The organism is Pseudomonas sp. A214 (assembly GCF_900156295.1).
Lineage (GTDB): Bacteria > Pseudomonadota > Gammaproteobacteria > Pseudomonadales > Pseudomonadaceae > Aquipseudomonas > Aquipseudomonas rhizophila.
Genome location: NZ_LT707062.1, coordinates 3906034 through 3924920, shown reverse-complemented (window position 1 = coordinate 3924920; position 18887 = coordinate 3906034). Strand labels below are relative to the sequence as shown.

Here is an 18887-nt window from a genome sequence, read left to right as displayed (position 1 = left end):
CATCACTCACTATCGACGTTAGACACGCGCGATAATGCCCAATAGGGCATAGCCAAACCTGCGGCTCCTGTTCAACCTTCAATACCCTGCCCTCGCGGCTTGTCAATGACGCGCAATATTCGATTAAAGCGTGCTTGAGCGCCAGCTAAGTCGCCAGGTGCAGCTCAATCACCTCGGAAACTTCAACCATGCACATTCAACTGGATCTGAACCACAATGATCGCGACGCGCTGTTGCGCCACTGCCGGGAGTTTACTCCCAGCAGTGGGGACGCGCGTGAGGACTCCCGCTTGGCTGACGCCTTGGAGGTTCTTGCAGCTGCACTGGAGGAAGCCGCGCTAGCGAGTTGAGCCTCCAGGCCACCGGCAAGGCGCCGCTGGTAGTGTCCGAGCATTATTCTGGCGGAAGACTGAACCAGTCAGGCACCAGCTTGGTGTCTCGCCATTCTTCGGTCGCCACCACTCCTGGAATTTTGCCCCAAACACCATCGTCAGCATGGTCGAGCACAATGATTTGCAATCGTCCTCCGGAAGAGTTGACAGCATCTGCGAAAGCTTTGAAAACCTTACGAACCGCGATCCGGTCTTCATCATTGAGCTCATGCTCTTCTTCGACCTGCGCGGCACGTTTTACCGGGAAGTAGACTTGGCTGGGCTGATCGAATACTAGGAAATGCGGTACTGGGTGTTCGACCGCTTTCTTGGCCATGAATAGCTTCTGCAGCGCGAGGAGCATGGCCACATGGTAGGCGAGCCAGTTCGCACCACTACCAATTTCCCAAAGGAAGTCATCACGGCCATCATGGCGCACCTTGATGGCCAAGTCCGTGATCGACAGCCCAATCCTCGCGTCCTTCCACTCAGCATCAAGAGTCGGGGTGATTTTCGCGCAATAAGCACTCAAGGAATCCAGGATTTTACGGGTGTTCGCTCTGATCAAATCCACGGACACAAGTGGTGCAAGCTCCGTCATCCGCTTGTCCACCTTCTCCAACTCGCTGGCTAGGGTGCTATCGAATTGAGCCTCTTTGTAGTTTTTGACTGCCTCTTCAAGTCTTCCCAGGTATCGGTCAATGTCTGCTTCGCGTAACGCTTGTCCTTTGGCTTGCGCGTCGACAAACTCAATCGCTCTAATCTCTTTGCGTATGGCATCAAGTTCATCTGAGTCCTCGTTCATCGCGTTTCGGAGCCGTAGCGTTTCGCTCTCGATCGATACGGGAACTATCGGCGCGACGCGCGCGCTGTCTTCGATGCTGCTGAGCGCCTCGCATAGCGCGTCCAGCTCACCCGATGGCGACAGGGTTGGGGACACGAGTGCACCAATAGGTGTCACATTTTCTTTTTTCACCAAGCCTTTGAGCCATGTCGAGAGAGACAGGCGATCCTTCATAGTTTCTAGGGCAGAAACGTAGGCATCAGCATCTCTCTGCAGTCCGCTCAGCTGATTTAGCTTCTGGCGACCTGCGAATAGATTCGCGGCAATAATTTCTTCCCTGATCTTGAGCTCGCCAATGGTGGTGATCGAGGCCTGGATTGTCTCTAGTTTCGGTTGAGCATCCCTTGAGGTTTTCATCAGAATTGCGGCAAGCTGTTCGACCGCAACAGGCCACTCCTCGGAAAGCACCGCGTCGATACCAACCAGACCATACTCACGCGCTCGGAAGTACCAGCTATTGGCTTCTCCCCGCAGCCGAGCTGACGCGTCCGCCAGTGTCTTGATTTCTGACCGAAGCTGTTTTTGTCTGCGCTCCAGATCCTTCATTTCCCAAGACGCCAGTAATGTCTGGGGCGTGACAGCACCTAGGATGAAGGGAAAGATGTCTTTCAGTTTTTCCCGGTGGCCAGTCGTGTCTGCCTTATAGAAGAGGACATCCGGATTGGCGACAATGTTCTGCGGCTGAAAGGTGAACGCCATCAGGTCTCGGAAGCTGGGCCGATTCTTGAATCCGAATTTGACGTCCTCGCCGAAACCGATGTTGGGCAGGCCTGACAGCCGATTAAGGATCTCTTTAACGATGTTGCGATTGGAGTTTTTTCGTTCGATCCTGGCTGGGATAGAAATGCTCTGCCCCTCTAGCACGAACATATCATCGGTGGATCGCTGGCGACCCGGCTCGGATCTCGCGAACAGCTTCATGCCCTCATCCGTGTCCACCAGCAGTCCAAACCATGCACAAGTATTCCTGATCGTGCCTACAGGAATCGCACATTTCTCTGAGGCCAGGCAGTAGTCGATAATAGGAATGACGGCGGACTTGCCCGCCTTAGAGGAGCCGCTGATGACGTTCACAGCACCTGGTGTGAACTTCACTTCACGGTAATGGCGACCATTTTTTGGCCACAAAATCAGTTTTTCAATTTGCAGTTTCATCAAAAACCTATCCGTAGGGCGGTCTGGACTTCCTGGATGGAAAGCGCTCCACACCAACCACCAAGCTTGTCTGCGTGTTTGCCTAACTCTCTTACCGTGTCAGGGATGTTGGCCGGGTATCGCTTGGTGCTGTAATGGACGACTGCAGTGGTGCAGTCGAGGGTTAACAGGCCACTGTCCAGTGCGATGCTCACGCTGCTAAGTGATGTTTGTCTCAGCGCCAGCATCCGGCGCTGGATGGATAACAATAACTCCTGCTCCTTGGAAAATTTGGCGGCGAAGAGCCGTAAGCCTGAGGTTGAATTGGTCTTGCCTATGATCGTCCGTAGGGGCTCACTGAAGATTATCGGCAATACGAGAAACAGAAACGGCAGCGATGGGCCAGCGCCTGTGCATTGCCGTTTATACCCTTTGACGAACTCCCACATAAGAACCGCCCCAAGGGCAGGATTTTGCACCAAGTAAATCTCGTCGTTGAGCCGAGGAGACATTTTGAATTCAGGGGTTTCCATCCAGGCCAACCTGTTTCAAAGCCAGCCGCATGCCTCCAGATGGAGCCAGGCAGCCAGCGGTTATAGTATTTATTGACGGGATTCAGAAGCTTCCATCAATCTTCGAGCAGATTCAGGTAGCGAGGATGCCAGCCAACCTTCTTCACGTTGGCGAACTCCTGATAGGTTCCGCGTACGAAGAATCTTGGCGGCTCGGTACCGTCCAGAGGCTCGGATATAAGCATGCACTCCATTTTCAACATCTGTCCTTTATCCTGTTCTGAAGCGGTGGGATAGGCCATGTTTGTCTTCTTATTCAGAAGCTCCCATTTGTCGAATAGAGTCTTGCGAAACGCCTCAAAATCCTGGTCGCACACCAGGCCTTTCTCGCCCCATCGAACCTTGTTCGTTTTGGACTGCAAGAAATCTGACACCGCTTCGAACCCATCCCCTGCCTTGTCAATGAGGTCTAGCTGACGAAGCAATGTCAAAGCCAAGGGTCGGCACTCCTCGATTTCGTCTTCGGAGGGCGCAGGTACGGTATAGGTCTTCAGGAGGTTCAGCGCGCTTCGACTAACGAACGTCGACATGTAGTCTTTGAAAGCGTTGCGCGACAGCGCAGGGTATTGCCTTGCGGCGATCAGCGCGTCGGAGTTGTTTTTGACCCAACCAATGGCAACGTTGCAGGCGTCTTCGAGCCTGTCATCTGGGACGGTAAGCGCGAAGAAATTCGAAATCCTGCCGATCAGATCGTCATTTCCTGTTTCGAGCTCAAAGGCCATGACAAGGTCGGCGCGCTTCGTCTCGTCGTAGTCAAGAAATCTTTCAATGTAGGGTTTGCACTGCTCGGGCTTTTCCGCCGCATAGGCATCACGGATCTCTTGCACGACGCGATCTACCAACACCTTCGTGTGGGCAAAATGGAGCGAGTTTGCAAACTCGCCGTCTTTATCTTGAAGGACATATAAACGGAAGCGGGTTTTGCTCAAGTCGACTAGACCTGCCTCAATGACATCGATCCAGTTCGCGAATGTTTTCCAAAGGTCGACGGAGAAGTTGCTGATAGGGTTTGTCACCAAGCCGCTCTTAGACTGCTCTAGCAGTACAGACCCGTCAGCATGGTGGACATCTGTATCATCAAATACCTCCAACGCGACGAATGCATCCTTAGGGGCGTCGCAGAGGTGCAGACACATCCGCGTAGATTGCAGAGAGAACCCCAGGAATGAGCCCGGCCGACTCGACTTAAGTTGAGGGGCCTGGGTTGGTATTGGGTTTGATTCCGAGCCAGTCACATTCATTCATCCCTGCTCTGCTGTTATATTGCCCGCTGCGTGCGTAGGTGGAGCCTGGCGAAGCCGCGATACGCATGCCTACGAGCCCAGGTGACGACGAGCCAAGCAAAAGATCGCACATTGCCATCATTGCCCGCAGGATGTTATCGCACTTGGGGCGCCGGATAAACCGACATAGATCCGCAACATCGTGAGCTCCCCTTAGCCCGGACGAGTGGGAGTACGCTTCTGTGGGAAAAGAGTACATTTGCACTCCACCTATTGTTTCGCGTCAGTCTTCATGGTCTTCAGGCGACTCACCAGTTGGGTTCAATGTACGTAACAATTCTAACTTTGCTTCGCACTGTTCGAGCTGCACCCGTAATTCCTCAGCCCTCTGCTGAGTTGCTATTCCTACCGAATGGACTTCAATGGCCTCTTTTGATTTGGCTTCAAGCTGATGAGCGAGCAGTTCCTTGGCACCTTCCGCCCGTGCAGTAGCAGCATTGGCAATGGTCAGGTCAGCCCGCAGGGTTTCGACAGCCTCACGATGTTGCGAGGCTTCCCTGACATGCTGACGATTTTCAGCAATGAAGCGCTCGTTATCCCTGATCAGACGGGAGATCTCCTCCTGCTTAACCATAAGCGTCTGCTGGAGGACGGTCACCTCTTGCTGCATTTGATAGACTTGGGATTCATGGCGGCTCAGATCCTGGTCTCGCTGTTCCTTAACTGAAGCCCGGTAGTGTTCGAGGGCCTCCCGGGCGTGTGCATGCTTTTGCTCCAAGGACTGGATCTGCCCATCCTTCTCTAAAATCCGCACCTCTAAATCATTGCAGCTCTGGCTGAGCCTGGCGTTGCGCGTGATCTCAGTCTGCAGTGTGGACTGAGTGGTTTTGAACCCTTCAGTTTGAGCAGCCAAGACATCCCCTTGCGCCCTGAAGCCGAGCTTGAGTTCATCGAGTTCGCTCTCAAGTGCCTCGGCTCGGGAGACCAATAGCTTACGCTCGTGCTCGAACTCTGCTCGTGCCTCAAGAAAGGCCTGGCTGCCCTCCTCCTGGACTTGATCCAACAAGCTTTCGACGACCCCGCGCAGCGCGCCGCTCATACGTTCACGAGGGTTCGCTTCTGATCCTGGTGATTCCAGCTGCTTTAGATACCGAGCGATCGTAGTCTTTGAACCCGTATTTCCAATCTCCACCCGGACTGCATCAATGCTGGGATAAACACCGCGCATTAGCAGGCTGTTCCGCGCCTTTTGTACCACCGCTAGGTTAACGCCGCCTCGCGCCATACACCCTCCAGACGATTTCGTGTCATGCCACATGTCATGCAGTTACATGATACGAAAAAGCCAATCTTTGCTGGAAATTGGCCGACAACTGGCAAGATATAATCAAAAGTTATGGCTTGCCAGCCCTTTGCATAGGGGTAAAATGGCCCGAAAGGCGGTACAACTAACCAAAACGAGCCACCGAAGGCTCAAATCGGGTGGTGGAAGTGGTGAGCAAGGCAGATAGGTACCTAGAGGCGAGCGTTCGTCAGAACACGTCGAAAAGCTATGCGGCCGCCCTCTCCCATTTCGAAATCACCTGGGGCGGATTTCTGCCCACCACCACTGAGTCTGTTGTGCGCTACATCGCTGAGTACGCCGACCAGTTGGCGCTTAGCACGCAGAAGCAACGCCTGGCCGCGCTCGCAAACTGGCACCAAAGCAACGGCTTCCCCGACCCCACCAAAGCCCCCAAGGTCAGGCAGTTGCTTAAAGGCATCCGGGCGGTACACCCCGTGCAGCAGAGGCAAGCAGCTCCTCTTGCGTTACTGCACCTCGAAAAAGCAGTGGCGCACCTGCAGGATGAGGTTGATCAGGCAAGAGCCGCCGGCAACATGGCCGCCCTTCTCAAGGCGACCCGCGACATTGCCTTGCTCACCATTGGCTTTTGGAGGGGATTCCGCGGAGATGAACTAGCCAAGCTCACGATCGAAAACACGCATGCGGAGCGGTACGTCGGGATCAGGTTCTATCTTGGGTCGTCTAAAGGAGATCGTCAGAACATTGGTCGTGAGTACAAAACACCATCGTTGAGCAAGCTGTGCCCGGTCGAGGCGTACCTGAACTGGATCGAAGCTGCCGGCCTAACTCGTGGCGGTGTGTTCAGGGGGATTGATCGCTGGGGCAACATCAGCGATCGCCCTCTTGCCGCACATAGCCTGATTCCCCTGCTTCGCGACATCCTTGGTCGGTGTGGTTTGCCGTCCGAGATCTACAGCGCCCACTCGATCCGGCGGGGGTTTGCCACCTGGGCGGCAAGCTCAGGTTGGGATATCAAGACGCTCATGGAGTACGTGGGATGGAGCGATATGAAATCTGCGCTGCGGTATGTGGAGCCAGCTCAACAATTTGGCGGACTACTCCGGAGCTCGGAGGGACTGGAAATGACTTGAGCGAATTTCGTATCTTCTAGATATCTGCACATGAAAGCGGGCTGCTTGAAATAACAGCGCTGCGAGCCAGAGCATCGGACGATTATTAAACTGAACAAGGACGAGACATGTACTATAGAACTTTGACCCCGATTAACTGGGGAAAATATTTCGAACAAAAAAGTCATGGCGGTGAATTTTTTCTTGATTTTGAGATTGATGCTGGCTTCAGCTTCGCAACTGCAGTTGCGCATGAAAAGATGAGAGAAAATTCAGGCCCTGTAGCGCTAGATGAGACTCTAGATGTGCCAGACCTCCGGCTTAGCTTTGATTGCACACTGAAAAACTCCCCAATCCAGATTAAGTCAGTGACCATAAAAAACTTGCTTAGAGCAACTTACGAAGCAACCGACAAATACCGCGTCTCAACAATTTTCACGCTGAAAAGAATTGATTTCGGCAAACTAGAAAAAGATGTAGCAAGGAGGGTGAAGGATACCCCGGATGTGCCAGTTCAATCTATTATCATGCTGTGCATGGTAGAATACTTTCAAGAGAAGGCAGGTCTGATCAAAGAGATTATCATATCTCATATTGAGCTCTCCGGATACTTTGCAAAGCTCACTCCTGCCACCTTGTCTCTATATATAAGGAATGAAAACGGTATATTTAGGATGCTTCAGCAAGCCGGTGGTCATGAGTCTGCAGGCCATTATCCTATTCACCCACGCAGCATTACTAAAGAAGTTGTCGTTAAGAATCATGAGCGCTTCTCGTTGCTATCAACTAGCATGAGACGGCATTACCAGAAAGGACTGCATTATAAGTTTCTCGGATTCTATGATGAAAGCTACCTTTGTTTTTATAAACTGATTGAAGCCACGTTCAAAACGGATAAATTCCAAAGCAAAGCCGTGCCAAGCATTTTCGGCATTGATAGTAAGCAACTGCGAGAGACACTAAATAACTCCAATCAGCGGACAATGATGCTATTTATTTATCAAATTATCATCAAAGAAAGTTCCGAATTCCCTGAGGTTGAGAAAGCTAAAATTATGACTAAAATGCTAGAATCTAGCAAAATACGGAACGAAATTGCGCACAGTTCTGATCAGGCCGAAAACAGCAAAGCTATGCTTCCATTTATTATGAGCCTTTCTAACATGATGTTGCTGTACATTGAGCAATAGGACTGTAGCGTTTTGTGGTGGTGCAGCATCATTTATAGAGAGGCCTGACCATGAACGCGGGCCTCTCCTGGAACGCATCTGGCCAGCTTCACGCCCCCATCCAATCAGGGTGACGATAGGCCATGGAGAAAGCTCAACAACTGAAGACAGCTGTGAACGGAAACAAGCTTATCGAATCTCAGATCCATGCCATAGCTGTCGACGTGATCTTGAAGCAGGTGGCTTCAATGTGGCTGGAGGTTCAAGAGGGCGTGGTTGAGCAACAGAAGCTGGTGAATGCTCTTCACGGCCTAAGCCTAGTGAATGGTGAGCGGCGCAGCGCCATGCTCGATGAATTTTACAGCAAGTATGCCGGAAGCCAGACTGAAAGCCTGCTACGCCGGCTCCTTGGGTAAGGCGGTTACACGGAACAGGTGATTAGCCTTAGACAGGCGCGGCGCCGGTGGCGTCGTATCCTTCGGCTGGTTGAGGACAGCTGGACGTTTGTCATCACTAGGCACGGAAAACCAGTCTGCAATTTGACTCGAGTCTGTGAACCTGCGCCCCACCGTGACTCCTGAGTAACCCCAAGGCCCAAAGGGTAAGCGAAGCTAAACCCCCTCAAGATTTTTGCATTCCCCCATTTGCCTAACCATCTCGTTAAATTCTTTTCGGGCTTGAATCGCTTCTGGAGTAGCCTGCATCTCCAAATTTACGAGATTGGCAGCCGGGTCAATAACATAAGTCTGAGCTTCTCTATATTTCAAGATTGCTGGCAAAATCAAATAGGCCGGATAGAAACGAAGCGTTCCATTACCAGCTTTCTGTATCATGCCCACCCACCGAGTCTGCTCAGCGTTAGGCTCTACATTTGTAACAACTCCACCGCTCACCCCATTCATCTGTACATTAGTGTATTCGCGCTCAAATCTGAGGTAGGGGCTTCCGTTCTCCATTGTGCAGAAACCAGGATAGGTAAACCGATGAAGATTGGTGGCGAAATCATGCTCGCTCTCGCCTGCAGGCATTACATGATTTTCCCCGATGGGATACCCTGCCGCCAGGAATATCAATCCTTCCTGGAACTCATCTCGCCTCAGGTAAACAACACTATCTGGAGTATCAAAGTCCAAGAAGTGTTCGGGGTATCCCCTTGGCATCGGTTGCCCCATCTCTACAAGCGCAATATCCTCATCATCAATCCAAGGAATATCGGTCTTAATCAAAGACCCAATTTCCCAACCTCGAATTGGATACAGGAGCTTGCTCAGGTCATCCCACTGACTTTTCGCTAAGGCGTTGGTGAAAAATGGCGATTCATTCTGAGGTTCCGAGTAATGAGCTTTTATAACATGCTGCGCCGTCAGAAGAAAAAATTTCTCCTCATATTTTATCAGCAGCCCAGTGCCGCCAAAGTTATAAAGCCAGTCTGCAAAGAAATAACCCCTCTGCTCCAGTTCTTCATTGCAGTGGGTGAATATAAGCCGTCTAGACGCCTGAATCATATTGCCTTGCACAGCACGAGATATAAACCATCAAGCTCTGACCAAGTGAATGACATCTCTCTACGTTCTCAATCTAAGCTAGCAACATAAATCTGAATTGCAGTGACGCCTTGACTCATCTCAGCACGCACGCAATACCCTTTGTAACGCCCAAGCAATCGTTGCTCCAACCCAGTCATCAAACTATAAAAATCAGCAGATGAGTCATCACCTCTAGATATACTCATTTCAAATTTAAAATTTTTGCTTTTTGCCGCCTCTCTATTTATCGCACCACTGACATCCTCAAAAGCTCTGTCTATCACAGATTGACTCAGCACAACCATGCTCCTTTATCCACTAGGAAGTTTTCTCTCGCTCGAAGCAAGTATATCGCCCCGCTGATGTAGTTTGAATATAATCTGGAGTGGCACACCGCCGCCACCAACTTTTAGGAGCCCCTCAATGCTGGCGACCGACGATCCTTTCGAACTGGCCGAACGGTACCAGAACCAGAGAGGGCAATGGGTGGTAGGTGGGCTAGAGACCCAGGTCTTCTGGCCAAACCGCCCTCAATTCATCAGGTTCGAAAATCTTGATTTCCTTCTGCAGCCGGCAGTGGTCGACGGCCAGCACCGCAGCCTCCCTGCGATCGCGATTCGAGCAAATGGCTTTGGATTAACGGTTAACGAGGGCCGTGCAGCTGTCATGCGCCTGGCCACAGCTATTGCTTGGCGTGAAAGCAAGAAGGTTGACATCGTCATGTGGGGAGGGGGCAGCAGTCCATTCCGTGTAGGCAGGATGCTGAACAACGCTATCACCGAGTTTTTCTCAGACGAGAACCTTCATGTTCCACAGAGCGAAGAAGCTCGAAAGGCGCTCGCCTACTACCGTGAAGGGCTATCACTTGGAAATCCATTCTATTCCTTCCTTGGCTTCTACAAGGCCTTCGCCCGCTCTCTTCCCAATGGCCGTGAACGAGGGCCATGGATTGAGCATGCCCTGCTCCGCATGACGGACAGAGAGGCAATCTCCCGGCGTGAAGAGCTTCAGGCGCAAGGTGACAACATCTCCGAATACCTGGCAACGCAGGGTCGCCACGCAATCGCTCACGCTGAGCGAGAAGATATCGTCGACCCCGATGACCCGGATGACCACCAGCGAATCCATCTCGACAAGCCACTGATGCGCCATCTCGCAGAGCTGGCAATGGATGAACGGCTCGGTGTACCACCCCCATCGTCCTATGAGGGCGAGCACCTGTACGAGCTAGAAGGTTTTCGCACCCTATTCGACAACGAGCAATTAGATGCGCTTCGGAGAGGTGAGCTTGCTCAGGGCCGCGAGTACATGCTTCCTGATGATTTTTACGTGATGGCTCGGAAAGGTAAATCGTGCGTGCATCTCGGAGGGATGCGTATGACAGCCGGTGGCATGGATCAAGGGAAGCTCGGCGTCAAACTCGAATCACCGAATGGCAAAGTCGCACTTGAGTTTTGGATGGACTTCAGAGATGAGCGACTGATCATCGACCCGATCGGTGGATGTGTACTGCTCAACAAAAAGCGCGAAAGCCGAAGCGATATTCAATCCGAGATATCACTAGAGCAGTTTAAATTCCTGCTCTACTGCAACGGTTCGCTGGAGATATGGTCAGCCGACCGAGAGCGCCGGATGGGCAAATCAGAGGCATACATGCTGCCTGCGAATTGGAGCCCGGATTTCGCAGGGCATCAGCGCACCCTCACTGGACTAAACGAACTATTGCAGGAAATGCCAGAGATTGGAGACGATCCTCAGTGAGCTGAGGTGGTGAGAGTTCGATTCCAAATTCAGCCGCGGTGCCCTCGATCCCCTGGTCATGAGTCATGATCCAGCGAATGTCATCTGTTGACGCGGCACGCCACTGCTGTGAGCCCAGGTGGAGAAGCCGTCGATAGGGATTCTGCCGGTTTCGAATCTCCAAAAGCGTACCGAAGAGATCAAAAATTACCGCTACTGTCGTTCGTTGCTCCTCATCGGTACGCAGCCTCGCAACTGTTTGGACTAGCCGCTACTGCACAATGACTCCATACGCAGCAAGCTCGCTCACCAGGGTGCTTCGACGTAGCATCCGGGGGATTTTAAAGAGACTTCTGTATGCATAAAAGAGGCACACAGGCGTAAACAGCAGCCCGATACCAAAAGTCGCTGTTGCGATGATCAAGCCCGCAGGAATTGCCGCTACGGCGAAAACAATCCCTTTGAGAATGCTGGATTTAGCAACGTGCCGCAGGTGATCAAGGTAATACTCAACCTTTCCATCTGCTTTTTGGAACGCCACTAGAACGATGGATTTCTTGTTCAAATGCTTGTAGTACCACGTAAGAGGCTCGTCAGCAACAATCGCCCCGTGCCTTTTCAAGTAGTCCAACATGCAAACTTCTTTGAAATAGATAGTTTTTCCTTCACTGTCTTGGCACCGAACTTGGCTATATAGAGTATCAATGTCAGCGGAGTTTTTAACATTGTAGTTCTTAACAGTAAGCTCAATTTTTTTCAGATCAGACATGCATTTTCCTTAGTGCACTTTGGAGTGGTACGTGAATGCGAGCGCGCACGAAGCCGTCCAGCGGATTGGTCTGCGGGATACATAAAGGTCTAAATCCAAGGCGCTCGCCGCGGCTTGCCAAGTACTACAGCTTGAAAGCGGCCTTTGGGCCGGGTGAGTCAACCCAATTGGATGCTCACCGCGGCTCGCTGAGCTCACTAGCGATAATGTAGTAGTCTTTGCCACTTAGACTGCGCATTAGCTTGAACCCCGCCCTTGTCTCAACCAGCTGAAGTGGAGGGGTAGCAACCGTCATTCCATTCGAGCTAGCGTTTGACTGATCGTTGTAAACGAGCGCCGCATAGCTCTGCCCTGCCCGTGCTGCGTTGACAAGGTAAGCGTCGACCACCACCCCCCAGGAAATGCCCTGTGCCTGAATGACTTCTGAGGGAAGATCCCGCTCGAGCACCATCGGCTCGACGGCGTGGTCAAAAAAGTGCTTCATCGCCGAAGTGGCCATTAGATTTGGATCTCGAAGTAAGGGTCAAAACCGGTGCTCTCCCCAGGGTAGCCACGGGGGTTTGAGATCACCCGGCAGCCGGCCAGCTCAACATCTGTAGCCTCATGCGTGTGACCGAACACCCACCCATGGGCCTTCTCGATCAAATGCGGCCAGTCGTTGGTGAATCGCCCAGTATTCTCTAGAGACCTTCGAGCCTCACAATTGAGGCTGTTGGGAGGTGCCATGAGCGACTAGCTCCGGGACATACCACACTGCTCAATTCTGAGCCTGACAGGGACTACCCTATTTCCAACCAGTTACCAAAGTATGTTTTTTTTGAAAATCAGCATTCATCACCCTCTGGACTGGGACCGTCAGAGACTTGGGCGACGAGGCTAAGGACGGCGGAGAAAACTAGGTCTATGAACATCTATCTATGAACAGCTGTATTCATTTTTGGAGCATTAAGCCAGCGGTGTTCGAATCATGAGCGACTCATGAACATCTGACATCGCCCACTTGTTCAACGAGATGTGTATAGAGCGCGTTTAGTCGTGTCGCTTGCACCCAGCGCTCAGAACTAAACATGTGAAATGTCGGGAAGTAAAAACGCAAAAATTGATCGCCCGCACTTCTGAATCGAGCAGCTTAGTGAGCTCAATATTTTCTTGCTCGCGAAGGAAGGTTTTGCATTGAAAGATGTCCAGGCTATGGTCTTACTTTCCGAGCTTAACCTGTCACTAAAGGTCATCGAACGGATCGTTGGTAAGCCATGTCGACCGAAGCAAGGCAAAAGCGACGAATCGGCGGCAGGCCGACTCAGTGCCCTCCAGAGCGCAATAGCATTTCAATACGCAAAGGTTCTCGAGCACGCAATGACCGTCTTGCGGCTTGCCGAAGAATGGCTTGCTAGACCCTGCAGGCAATTGGCCGATAATATCCCTATTAATCTGGTAGGTAATCCAATTGGGTTTCAAGTTATCGAAGACTACCTGGAACGCGTCGAACTGGGGGTCTATCAATAAAGCTCCTCTATGAGCTTCGTAAGATCGATCATCCGCGCTCGGGACTGCTCCAAGTGTATAGCCACTTGAACCAGAGGACTGAAAATTATCGGCCGTCCCCTTCCCCTTCTCTTCTTGGCCAAATCCAAACACTCTGAAAAAAGGCTTAAAGATCTTTGCGTGGCGATGGGCATAACACCTCAGACTGATATTGAGCCCAATTCGTCCCTAAAATTGATTACCAAGAATCAAATGCCCGTTGGTTAGGGCTTGGCAGGTTTTTTGGCTGCTTCCTTGGCTAATGCCGCCTGCACCTTTTCATCGACGATTTTGTTCAAGTCATCCGTTTTCTCTGCGAGCGCTCGCAACGCCTTGGCGGTTGGTACCGCGTCAGGGCCTTCGGTAACAACAAAAGACAATGCGCCAAAGGGTTTGCCCGAAGCGCTTGCAGCCAACGCGTACCGAGTTTTCAGGCTGTTCGCCGTGTACTCGTGACCGCTCTGGAAGTCATCCAATGCCAGCGCAGCCTTGGAGTCCCCCAGACCAAGATCCACTGTCAGCTTTCGCTTAGGGCCATTGAAAGTCATTTTGTGCAACGGATGCGGGTAGAGCAGGTAGGTGGGCGATACGACGTAGTTCAAGGCGCCACCAACGGTTTTTGGGGTGACCCTCACCTCCATTAGAAAATCCGGGTTGCCTATTAACCCTGTGAATGGGTTAGCGATGGGCTCGGCGCCAGGGATTTGTAGCTTATAGTCCGACATCGTTTCACGGAAACTCCCTTCGCCATCGAGTACAGTATTTGGCTGCACGTGCGCCCGGAAGGCATCCAATGCCGGGGTATCTGGCGTAGCTGCGAATTCGCCAGCGACGAGAAGCAGACACAGGCCTTCCTTCTGCGCAGGCATTACGGGCCAGTCTGAGAGCAGAAGGGCTCGGCCGTTAAGTTTGATATCACTTTCGAGATATTGGGCTCGCGCCTCAAGTTCGCTTTTACCATAAGCTATTGCCTCTTTGGCCAACCAACCAATGGCGGAAATTACCAGAGCCTGAGGTGTTTCTTTCGTGCTTTGTAAAGGGCATTTACCCGTTTGGTCGACGATGGAGAAGACGCGAACTTCCTTAATAGGAGGGTTTGTAGTCAAATCATTATAATCGTATTTCTTGGACTCAAATGAAGTCGAGTCAAAGTGACTGCACGCAGAAAGCGTGAGTGACGCCAGAACAATCATCTTTTTCATTTTATTGCTCCATTGTATAGGTCGGCAGTCACCGCATAATTACTATCAGTTTTGTTGCATTTAATGCCGTCAATGCTTTCTCCAGAATGAATGCCTATTAACTCGATTTTTCCGCTAGGTGCGTTGACCCAGTACACGGGCGCGCCAGAAAAGCCGGATAACGTGCTGCAAGTGTGACTAAAACAACCATTTTGAACGCGGTATATTTTGCAAAAACCTTTGCCAACATCTGACCACATTAAATTAAATTTATACGGAGTTTTATCGGATGCGATAATAGGAATTCCTTCTTCAATACCCGGTATCAAAATTTGAGATTGCTCCGTAAGCAATAATAAATTGGGGTTATATAGTTCATATCGCGATGTATCGACGATGTTTGTTGAAGCAGTGACGAATGCGACGTCGCATCCAGGCTTTTTGCAGATTTTAATCATGCTATCAGTTATGGGGATTGGTTTGCCACCACTCAATATTGAGCGGCCATCTATAATATTTGCTTCAGATACACAGTGCGCAGCAGTAACCCATGTATTTTTTTTATAAAACGAAGCTATACATGAGTGTGTGCCATCCCGGCTTATAGTTATTGAAGTCTGAAGATTCAAGGCGTCAAGATAGCCGCCTTCCGGCACAACCTTAATAAAAGGACTGCTCAACGTAACAAAGCATTGGTATATTCTCTCTCGCGTTAATCTTTTGCTTCCTGTTGACGAGACAATGCGGCCAATACAGTCCTTGCTATCTACACGAAACTTCAAGAGATCTTGTTCTGGAATGGCCCGTGAAAGTCCAGAGAGTTCATTGCGGAAGGGATCGACCTTTTGGTATTTGCTACCAATATTGTTGCCGCTTATGGTTTGTTGGGTCGCACTGGGGTCAGTTTTAATGGAGTAGGCTTTAGACGTATTTAAATCGTTGATGAAGCCGTTTGAGTAAGTGGTAATTCTTGGGTCGGATTGTTTTATTAGTTTTGTAGTTGCAGGGGATGTCACGATGCCTTGGCTGGGTGGTAATCCAAGATTGGTTCGTGTCAGGTATTCCATAATGACTTGAGGGCCGGGATCATAAGGCGTATTTATTGTGTTTTTCCAAATTCGCACAACTTCATCTTTATTTTGTTGAAGACGAATGTCATCTACTATTGGTGTTTGTTCCCTTAGTTGCTCAAGGGACTTTCCTTGTAAGGCATTGGAGTAGTTATCGATGAGGTTTTTGTCAAGTTTGTCCGTGAAATTGTAGTTTGGCCACGCGTGACTGGTCGAGTCTTTAGCATCAATAGGAAAACTCTCCGCGTGAGCGAAGGAGGCCATCAACACTACAGCGAGAAATAGCGAAGGGCTTTTTATCATGACACGCTCCTTGATGTGCTAGGCGGTTCGTGAGGTGTAGATCAACAAATGCATGATGTCAATATGAAGCTTGAGAAAGAACTTATAGGGTTAGAACAGTTTTTTTCGTGATTGCGTACAACTTGTAAATTCATCGTTACACTTCTTTTAAACGACAGACAGTGAGACGAAATCGCGCCTCGTCTGGCTCGAATTTCTTCAGAAAAGGTTCCGGCCGTCATGCCCCCCCAAAGACACCTTACCCACTTTAAGGCGGCTGCTGTTTTCCTATCTGGCTGGCTCAGAGATTGGATGTTATGGCAGGTAGCCGATAGCTGGCGTCAGCCAGGGACGTGATTGCTAGGTACTCCATAGAGCCGCCCTCTCTCAGAGGTGAATCTAAGCAGATAGTGAGCTGGAGAGTTTCCGGTTTTTTTTTGATTTCAACAGCCATGTACTCTTCAAACGCGCCGGTGCCGTCAGGAATGACACTCACGCGCGAAGGGGGCAGCGTAAGCCGGAGACCATCCGAAAGCCTGCAGAGGCGAACTGCCTCGCGAGGCGGCTTATGGATGCTTGTGATGATCAGTAGATCTGGATGGATGTCCGAATTGGCGAAAGCCCCTACGTAGGTCATGGCTCGACTCCAAGGTAGCGACTGGTATGGTCGGAACGCTATCGGAGGAAAGAATAAACGTAGGTGGCCAGTGATGCCGGCCGCCTGCCCAAATTACCGGATATATGTAACCTATTTATATAGACTAAATTTCACTTGTTACCGTTTTTTTGTTTCCAATTGCCGGAGTTTAGTGAAAGCTAAATTTTTAGTATTGGGGTTTTAAGTGGTTAGGGAACGGCCGGAGATATATGAAATTGGACATCGTGTCGCTTGCACCCTAAAATCCGAATTTGCCACGAATTACCAGAATCCAACTGCATCAACGACCTACGCACCCTGCCTCCTAAGCTTTTGAGCTTCCCACTGCTCCCGGCCACCAATCCTTCAGACTTAAAAACCAGAATCCCTTTCACGGTCTCAATCATTCTTACATCACCATCACATGTTTCTGATCGCTCATCGCTCATCGCTCTAAGCTCTAAGCTTCGCGAGTGGACTTCGCTGCGTGCACCCGATCAGTCTACGGCTCCTGAAAAGATCTGCTTGACCGTTCGGCACTGGCACCGCTGTCTGAACTATCTTTGCGACGTGCTGCATGCGCTCATCGGAAGACGAGCCTCCGCCAGCATCAACGACTGCAACAACTGCCTCGATGTACAGGCCACGCCTTCAAACCGGCTAACGGATATCTACAGGACTCGCTTCCATGACTGAGCCGTCAGCCATTATCCCTTGTTCCCACCACTGGCACAGCTCAAAGAACATTCCCAGGCTGAGCACCCAATCAACTTGGAAGTTCGCCGCCGACTGGAGACCACTTCCGCACATCTGTACGCCCTGAAGACTTGGCAAACTGGAATGGATTTCATCATGCGCCCCCAATTGCCTGGGTAGCCACCCCGGACTGCAGCCGCTACTCCAAAAAGGCCCGCCAAAACTTCGCGGACAAGCCCCTCGACCCGGAATGGCGTCCGATCACAGACCTGCAGGGGCACGAGAACACTGGCATTTAGTAGCATGGATTTTAGATACTTGATAGCCTATTGCCACTTCTAGACGGTAACCGACAAGGTTGGGTGTTGCTCTCGCTGTATTTAGTGGGCTTAGTCGTCCACACCCACTATGCGTACATCAACGATACAGAGAGGCTAGGAAGCTTCATGGACACCCACTACTCCCTCGCTGTCTCAGACAAATGCTCACTGCCAATTCACTGTGCTACAGAGTATGGCGATCAACTGCACCTCAAAATCATTAGCCACATTAGAATTCGGAACAGTGTCACCATACTCATAGCGCAAAATGCCTTGGACGCAAACTGCGTTAAAAGTTCAATCTACGATTACAGCACCCTCTAAGAATGTAACCAAAGGATGAAAGCCGCATGAAACTTTACAAATACATGCCAGGCAAGCGCGCCTGTGAATTTTTTGAGCTCCCACTACTAAGGTTGGCAAACCCGAATGGACTGAATGACCCTTTTGAATTCTCTCTTACAAAGGAGCTTTCCCGAAACATACAGAATATGCACAGTAAACAAGGAACTAGGGAGGAAGGCTTTATAAATTACATTGAAAACTTTATGTCGTTTGGAGTTATTTCGCTTTCAGAAACTTACGATAACCTTCTGATGTGGAGTCACTACGCCGACGAGCACCGCGGAGCTGTTTTCGAACTCACTATCGACGGCGACAATCCAAACTCACTATTTATCCATGCGCCGCCCTTACCAATGCCAGAATCAAAACATTTTGGAAAGGTGGATTATAGAAAATTCAGAAGTTACCAAGGCGAAATTTCTTCTGAGTCCATTCCCGACATTCGAAGGCACTATATATTTACTAAATCTGACGAATGGATGTATGAAAAGGAACAAAGGTTTGCATTCCATCACTCATATGCAGATATAGTAAAAGTTAATAGGGGGCAGTGCCAAAAAGCCTTCCAGGTCAAGGGCCTCGACTTCAGTGAATTCGAATCTCGCGCAGGAGTAGTAGCGGACGGCGAAGACTTATGGATAGATATACAACAAAGCGAAATCAGCGCTGAAATGCTCAAGCAAATGTGGATCATGACTCAAATCATGAGCTCCATTTTTTTAAAGATAGTTGACTTCGGTCGCGTAACAAAGGTCATTCTTGGCTGCCGACAAAACAACAACTTTATCGACCAGGCAATTCAAAACAAACAAAACCCAATAGCAGCCGGAAAATTCTACGATAATGGTAAGTTCATAAACGTTCTAAAGGCACGCCCCAGCGAAGAGCGCTTTGAACTAGACTTCGAAGAGTACAGAGGTGTCCTTTTATCCATACTTCGATAAAACTATGCCACTGTGGGCTCGCTGGCTTGTTCCATCCTGCTCCAGGGCCACCTGTTGGCAGTTCGTCCCTGAACGACGAACCAGTTCGATGGCTTCCCACTTGAACTCGGGACGTGTCTCTTGCG

17 protein-coding genes and 1 pseudogene are annotated in these 18887 nt (G+C 50.5%); 6 read left to right on the top strand and 12 right to left on the bottom strand.

All coding sequences use genetic code 11. The features are described from left to right. Positions 1 to 393 precede the first annotated feature (393 nt). From BW979_RS17525 to BW979_RS17510, 4 genes are all read right to left on the bottom strand, one after another. Positions 394 to 2370, bottom strand: coding sequence for a DUF3732 domain-containing protein (locus tag BW979_RS17525; RefSeq protein ID WP_076384732.1), 1977 nt, complete (start codon positions 2368 to 2370; stop codon positions 394 to 396). Further along, positions 2370 to 2882, bottom strand: coding sequence for a three component ABC system middle component (locus BW979_RS17520; protein ID WP_083714415.1), 513 nt, complete (start codon positions 2880 to 2882; stop codon positions 2370 to 2372). The genes BW979_RS17525 and BW979_RS17520 overlap by 1 nt, the downstream gene beginning before the upstream one ends. A gap of 95 nt (positions 2883 to 2977) precedes the next feature. After that, on the bottom strand, positions 2978 to 3937 hold the full coding sequence (locus tag BW979_RS17515) for an ABC-three component system protein (protein ID WP_146091443.1): 960 nt from the start codon (positions 3935 to 3937) through the stop codon (positions 2978 to 2980). A 490-nt stretch (positions 3938 to 4427) separates the two neighbouring features. Then, a complete protein-coding gene (locus tag BW979_RS17510) occupies positions 4428 to 5429 on the bottom strand; it encodes a DNA-binding protein (RefSeq protein WP_076384730.1) in 1002 nt (333 codons plus the stop codon). Between the two features lie 209 nt (positions 5430 to 5638). Between BW979_RS17510 and BW979_RS17505 the strand changes: the two genes are divergently transcribed. The 3 genes from BW979_RS17505 to BW979_RS17495 all read left to right on the top strand — a co-directional run bounded on the left by BW979_RS17505 (position 5639) and on the right by BW979_RS17495 (position 8144). Continuing rightward, on the top strand, positions 5639 to 6580 hold the full coding sequence (locus BW979_RS17505) for a tyrosine-type recombinase/integrase (RefSeq protein WP_076386650.1): 942 nt from the start codon (positions 5639 to 5641) through the stop codon (positions 6578 to 6580). Positions 6581 to 6687: 107 nt separating this feature from the next. After that, positions 6688 to 7749, top strand: coding sequence for a hypothetical protein (locus tag BW979_RS17500; RefSeq protein WP_076384728.1), 1062 nt, complete (start codon positions 6688 to 6690; stop codon positions 7747 to 7749). Positions 7750 to 7871: 122 nt separating this feature from the next. Next, positions 7872 to 8144: a hypothetical protein gene (locus BW979_RS17495; protein ID WP_076384726.1), complete on the top strand. Its 273-nt coding sequence runs from the start codon at positions 7872 to 7874 to the stop codon at positions 8142 to 8144. Between the two features lie 195 nt (positions 8145 to 8339). Here BW979_RS17495 and BW979_RS17485 read toward each other — a convergent pair whose 3' ends face one another. Continuing rightward, positions 8340 to 9233, bottom strand: a complete 894-nt coding sequence (locus BW979_RS17485; protein ID WP_076384722.1) for a hypothetical protein — start codon at positions 9231 to 9233, stop codon at positions 8340 to 8342. Positions 9234 to 9301: 68 nt separating this feature from the next. Further along, positions 9302 to 9553 carry a hypothetical protein gene (locus BW979_RS27455; RefSeq protein ID WP_172833797.1) on the bottom strand — a complete coding sequence of 84 codons (252 nt, stop codon included), beginning with the start codon at positions 9551 to 9553 and terminating at the stop codon, positions 9302 to 9304. 124 nt (positions 9554 to 9677) lie between these two features. Between BW979_RS27455 and mauJ the strand changes: the two genes are divergently transcribed. Continuing rightward, on the top strand, positions 9678 to 11015 hold the full coding sequence (gene mauJ / locus BW979_RS17480; RefSeq protein WP_076384721.1) for a methylamine utilization protein MauJ: 1338 nt from the start codon (positions 9678 to 9680) through the stop codon (positions 11013 to 11015). Positions 11016 to 11265: 250 nt separating this feature from the next. Here the strand turns inward: mauJ and BW979_RS17475 are convergent, their stop codons facing one another. The 3 genes and pseudogenes from BW979_RS17475 to BW979_RS27835 all read right to left on the bottom strand — a co-directional run. After that, a complete protein-coding gene (locus BW979_RS17475) occupies positions 11266 to 11763 on the bottom strand; it encodes a hypothetical protein (protein ID WP_076384719.1) in 498 nt (165 codons plus the stop codon). A 175-nt stretch (positions 11764 to 11938) separates the two neighbouring features. After that, on the bottom strand, positions 11939 to 12262 hold the full coding sequence (locus BW979_RS17470; RefSeq protein WP_076384717.1) for a hypothetical protein: 324 nt from the start codon (positions 12260 to 12262) through the stop codon (positions 11939 to 11941). Then, positions 12262 to 12438 (bottom strand): annotated as a pseudogene (locus tag BW979_RS27835) (serine/threonine protein phosphatase); the annotation flags it as partial. The pseudogene BW979_RS27835 and the gene BW979_RS17470, both read right to left, overlap by 1 nt. A gap of 498 nt (positions 12439 to 12936) precedes the next feature. Here BW979_RS27835 and BW979_RS17460 point away from each other — a divergent pair. Next, the gene (locus BW979_RS17460; protein WP_231990577.1) at positions 12937 to 13269 is read left to right on the top strand and encodes an antitoxin Xre/MbcA/ParS toxin-binding domain-containing protein; all 333 of its coding nucleotides are present in this window, start codon (positions 12937 to 12939) and stop codon (positions 13267 to 13269) included. Positions 13270 to 13511: 242 nt separating this feature from the next. Here BW979_RS17460 and BW979_RS17455 read toward each other — a convergent pair whose 3' ends face one another. From BW979_RS17455 to BW979_RS17450, 3 genes are all read right to left on the bottom strand, one after another. Further along, positions 13512 to 14489: a hypothetical protein gene (locus tag BW979_RS17455; protein WP_076384713.1), complete on the bottom strand. Its 978-nt coding sequence runs from the start codon at positions 14487 to 14489 to the stop codon at positions 13512 to 13514. Then, entirely contained in the window at positions 14486 to 15841 is a 1356-nt protein-coding gene (locus BW979_RS27450) for a hypothetical protein (protein ID WP_156893501.1), read from the bottom strand. Before BW979_RS27450 ends, BW979_RS17455 begins: the two co-directional genes overlap by 4 nt. Positions 15842 to 16121: 280 nt before the next feature. Beyond that, positions 16122 to 16457 (bottom strand): hypothetical protein, encoded by a 336-nt coding sequence (locus BW979_RS17450; RefSeq protein ID WP_076384711.1) that lies wholly within the window; start codon positions 16455 to 16457, stop codon positions 16122 to 16124. A gap of 1366 nt (positions 16458 to 17823) precedes the next feature. Here BW979_RS17450 and BW979_RS17440 point away from each other — a divergent pair. After that, positions 17824 to 18762 carry a DUF2971 domain-containing protein gene (locus BW979_RS17440; protein WP_076384707.1) on the top strand — a complete coding sequence of 313 codons (939 nt, stop codon included), beginning with the start codon at positions 17824 to 17826 and terminating at the stop codon, positions 18760 to 18762. Positions 18763 to 18887: the final 125 nt, after the last annotated feature.

Excerpts from the sequence above, each read along its gene's own strand:
- BW979_RS17525 (WP_076384732.1), bottom strand. The coding sequence starts at position 2,370 with ATGAAACTGCAAATTGAAAAACTGATTTTGTGGCCAAAAAATGGTCGC.
- BW979_RS17450 (WP_076384711.1), bottom strand. The coding sequence starts at position 16,457 with ATGACCTACGTAGGGGCTTTCGCCAATTCGGACATCCATCCAGATCTA.
- BW979_RS17485 (WP_076384722.1), bottom strand. The coding sequence starts at position 9,233 with ATGATTCAGGCGTCTAGACGGCTTATATTCACCCACTGCAATGAAGAA.
- BW979_RS17475 (WP_076384719.1), bottom strand. The coding sequence starts at position 11,763 with ATGTCTGATCTGAAAAAAATTGAGCTTACTGTTAAGAACTACAATGTT.
- BW979_RS17520 (WP_083714415.1), bottom strand. The coding sequence starts at position 2,882 with ATGGAAACCCCTGAATTCAAAATGTCTCCTCGGCTCAACGACGAGATT.
- BW979_RS17470 (WP_076384717.1), bottom strand. The coding sequence starts at position 12,262 with ATGGCCACTTCGGCGATGAAGCACTTTTTTGACCACGCCGTCGAGCCG.
- mauJ (WP_076384721.1), top strand. The coding sequence starts at position 9,678 with ATGCTGGCGACCGACGATCCTTTCGAACTGGCCGAACGGTACCAGAAC.
- BW979_RS17455 (WP_076384713.1), bottom strand. The coding sequence starts at position 14,489 with ATGAAAAAGATGATTGTTCTGGCGTCACTCACGCTTTCTGCGTGCAGT.
- BW979_RS17510 (WP_076384730.1), bottom strand. The coding sequence starts at position 5,429 with ATGGCGCGAGGCGGCGTTAACCTAGCGGTGGTACAAAAGGCGCGGAAC.
- BW979_RS27450 (WP_156893501.1), bottom strand. The coding sequence starts at position 15,841 with ATGATAAAAAGCCCTTCGCTATTTCTCGCTGTAGTGTTGATGGCCTCC.
- BW979_RS17500 (WP_076384728.1), top strand. The coding sequence starts at position 6,688 with ATGTACTATAGAACTTTGACCCCGATTAACTGGGGAAAATATTTCGAA.
- BW979_RS17495 (WP_076384726.1), top strand. The coding sequence starts at position 7,872 with ATGGAGAAAGCTCAACAACTGAAGACAGCTGTGAACGGAAACAAGCTT.
- BW979_RS17440 (WP_076384707.1), top strand. The coding sequence starts at position 17,824 with ATGAAACTTTACAAATACATGCCAGGCAAGCGCGCCTGTGAATTTTTT.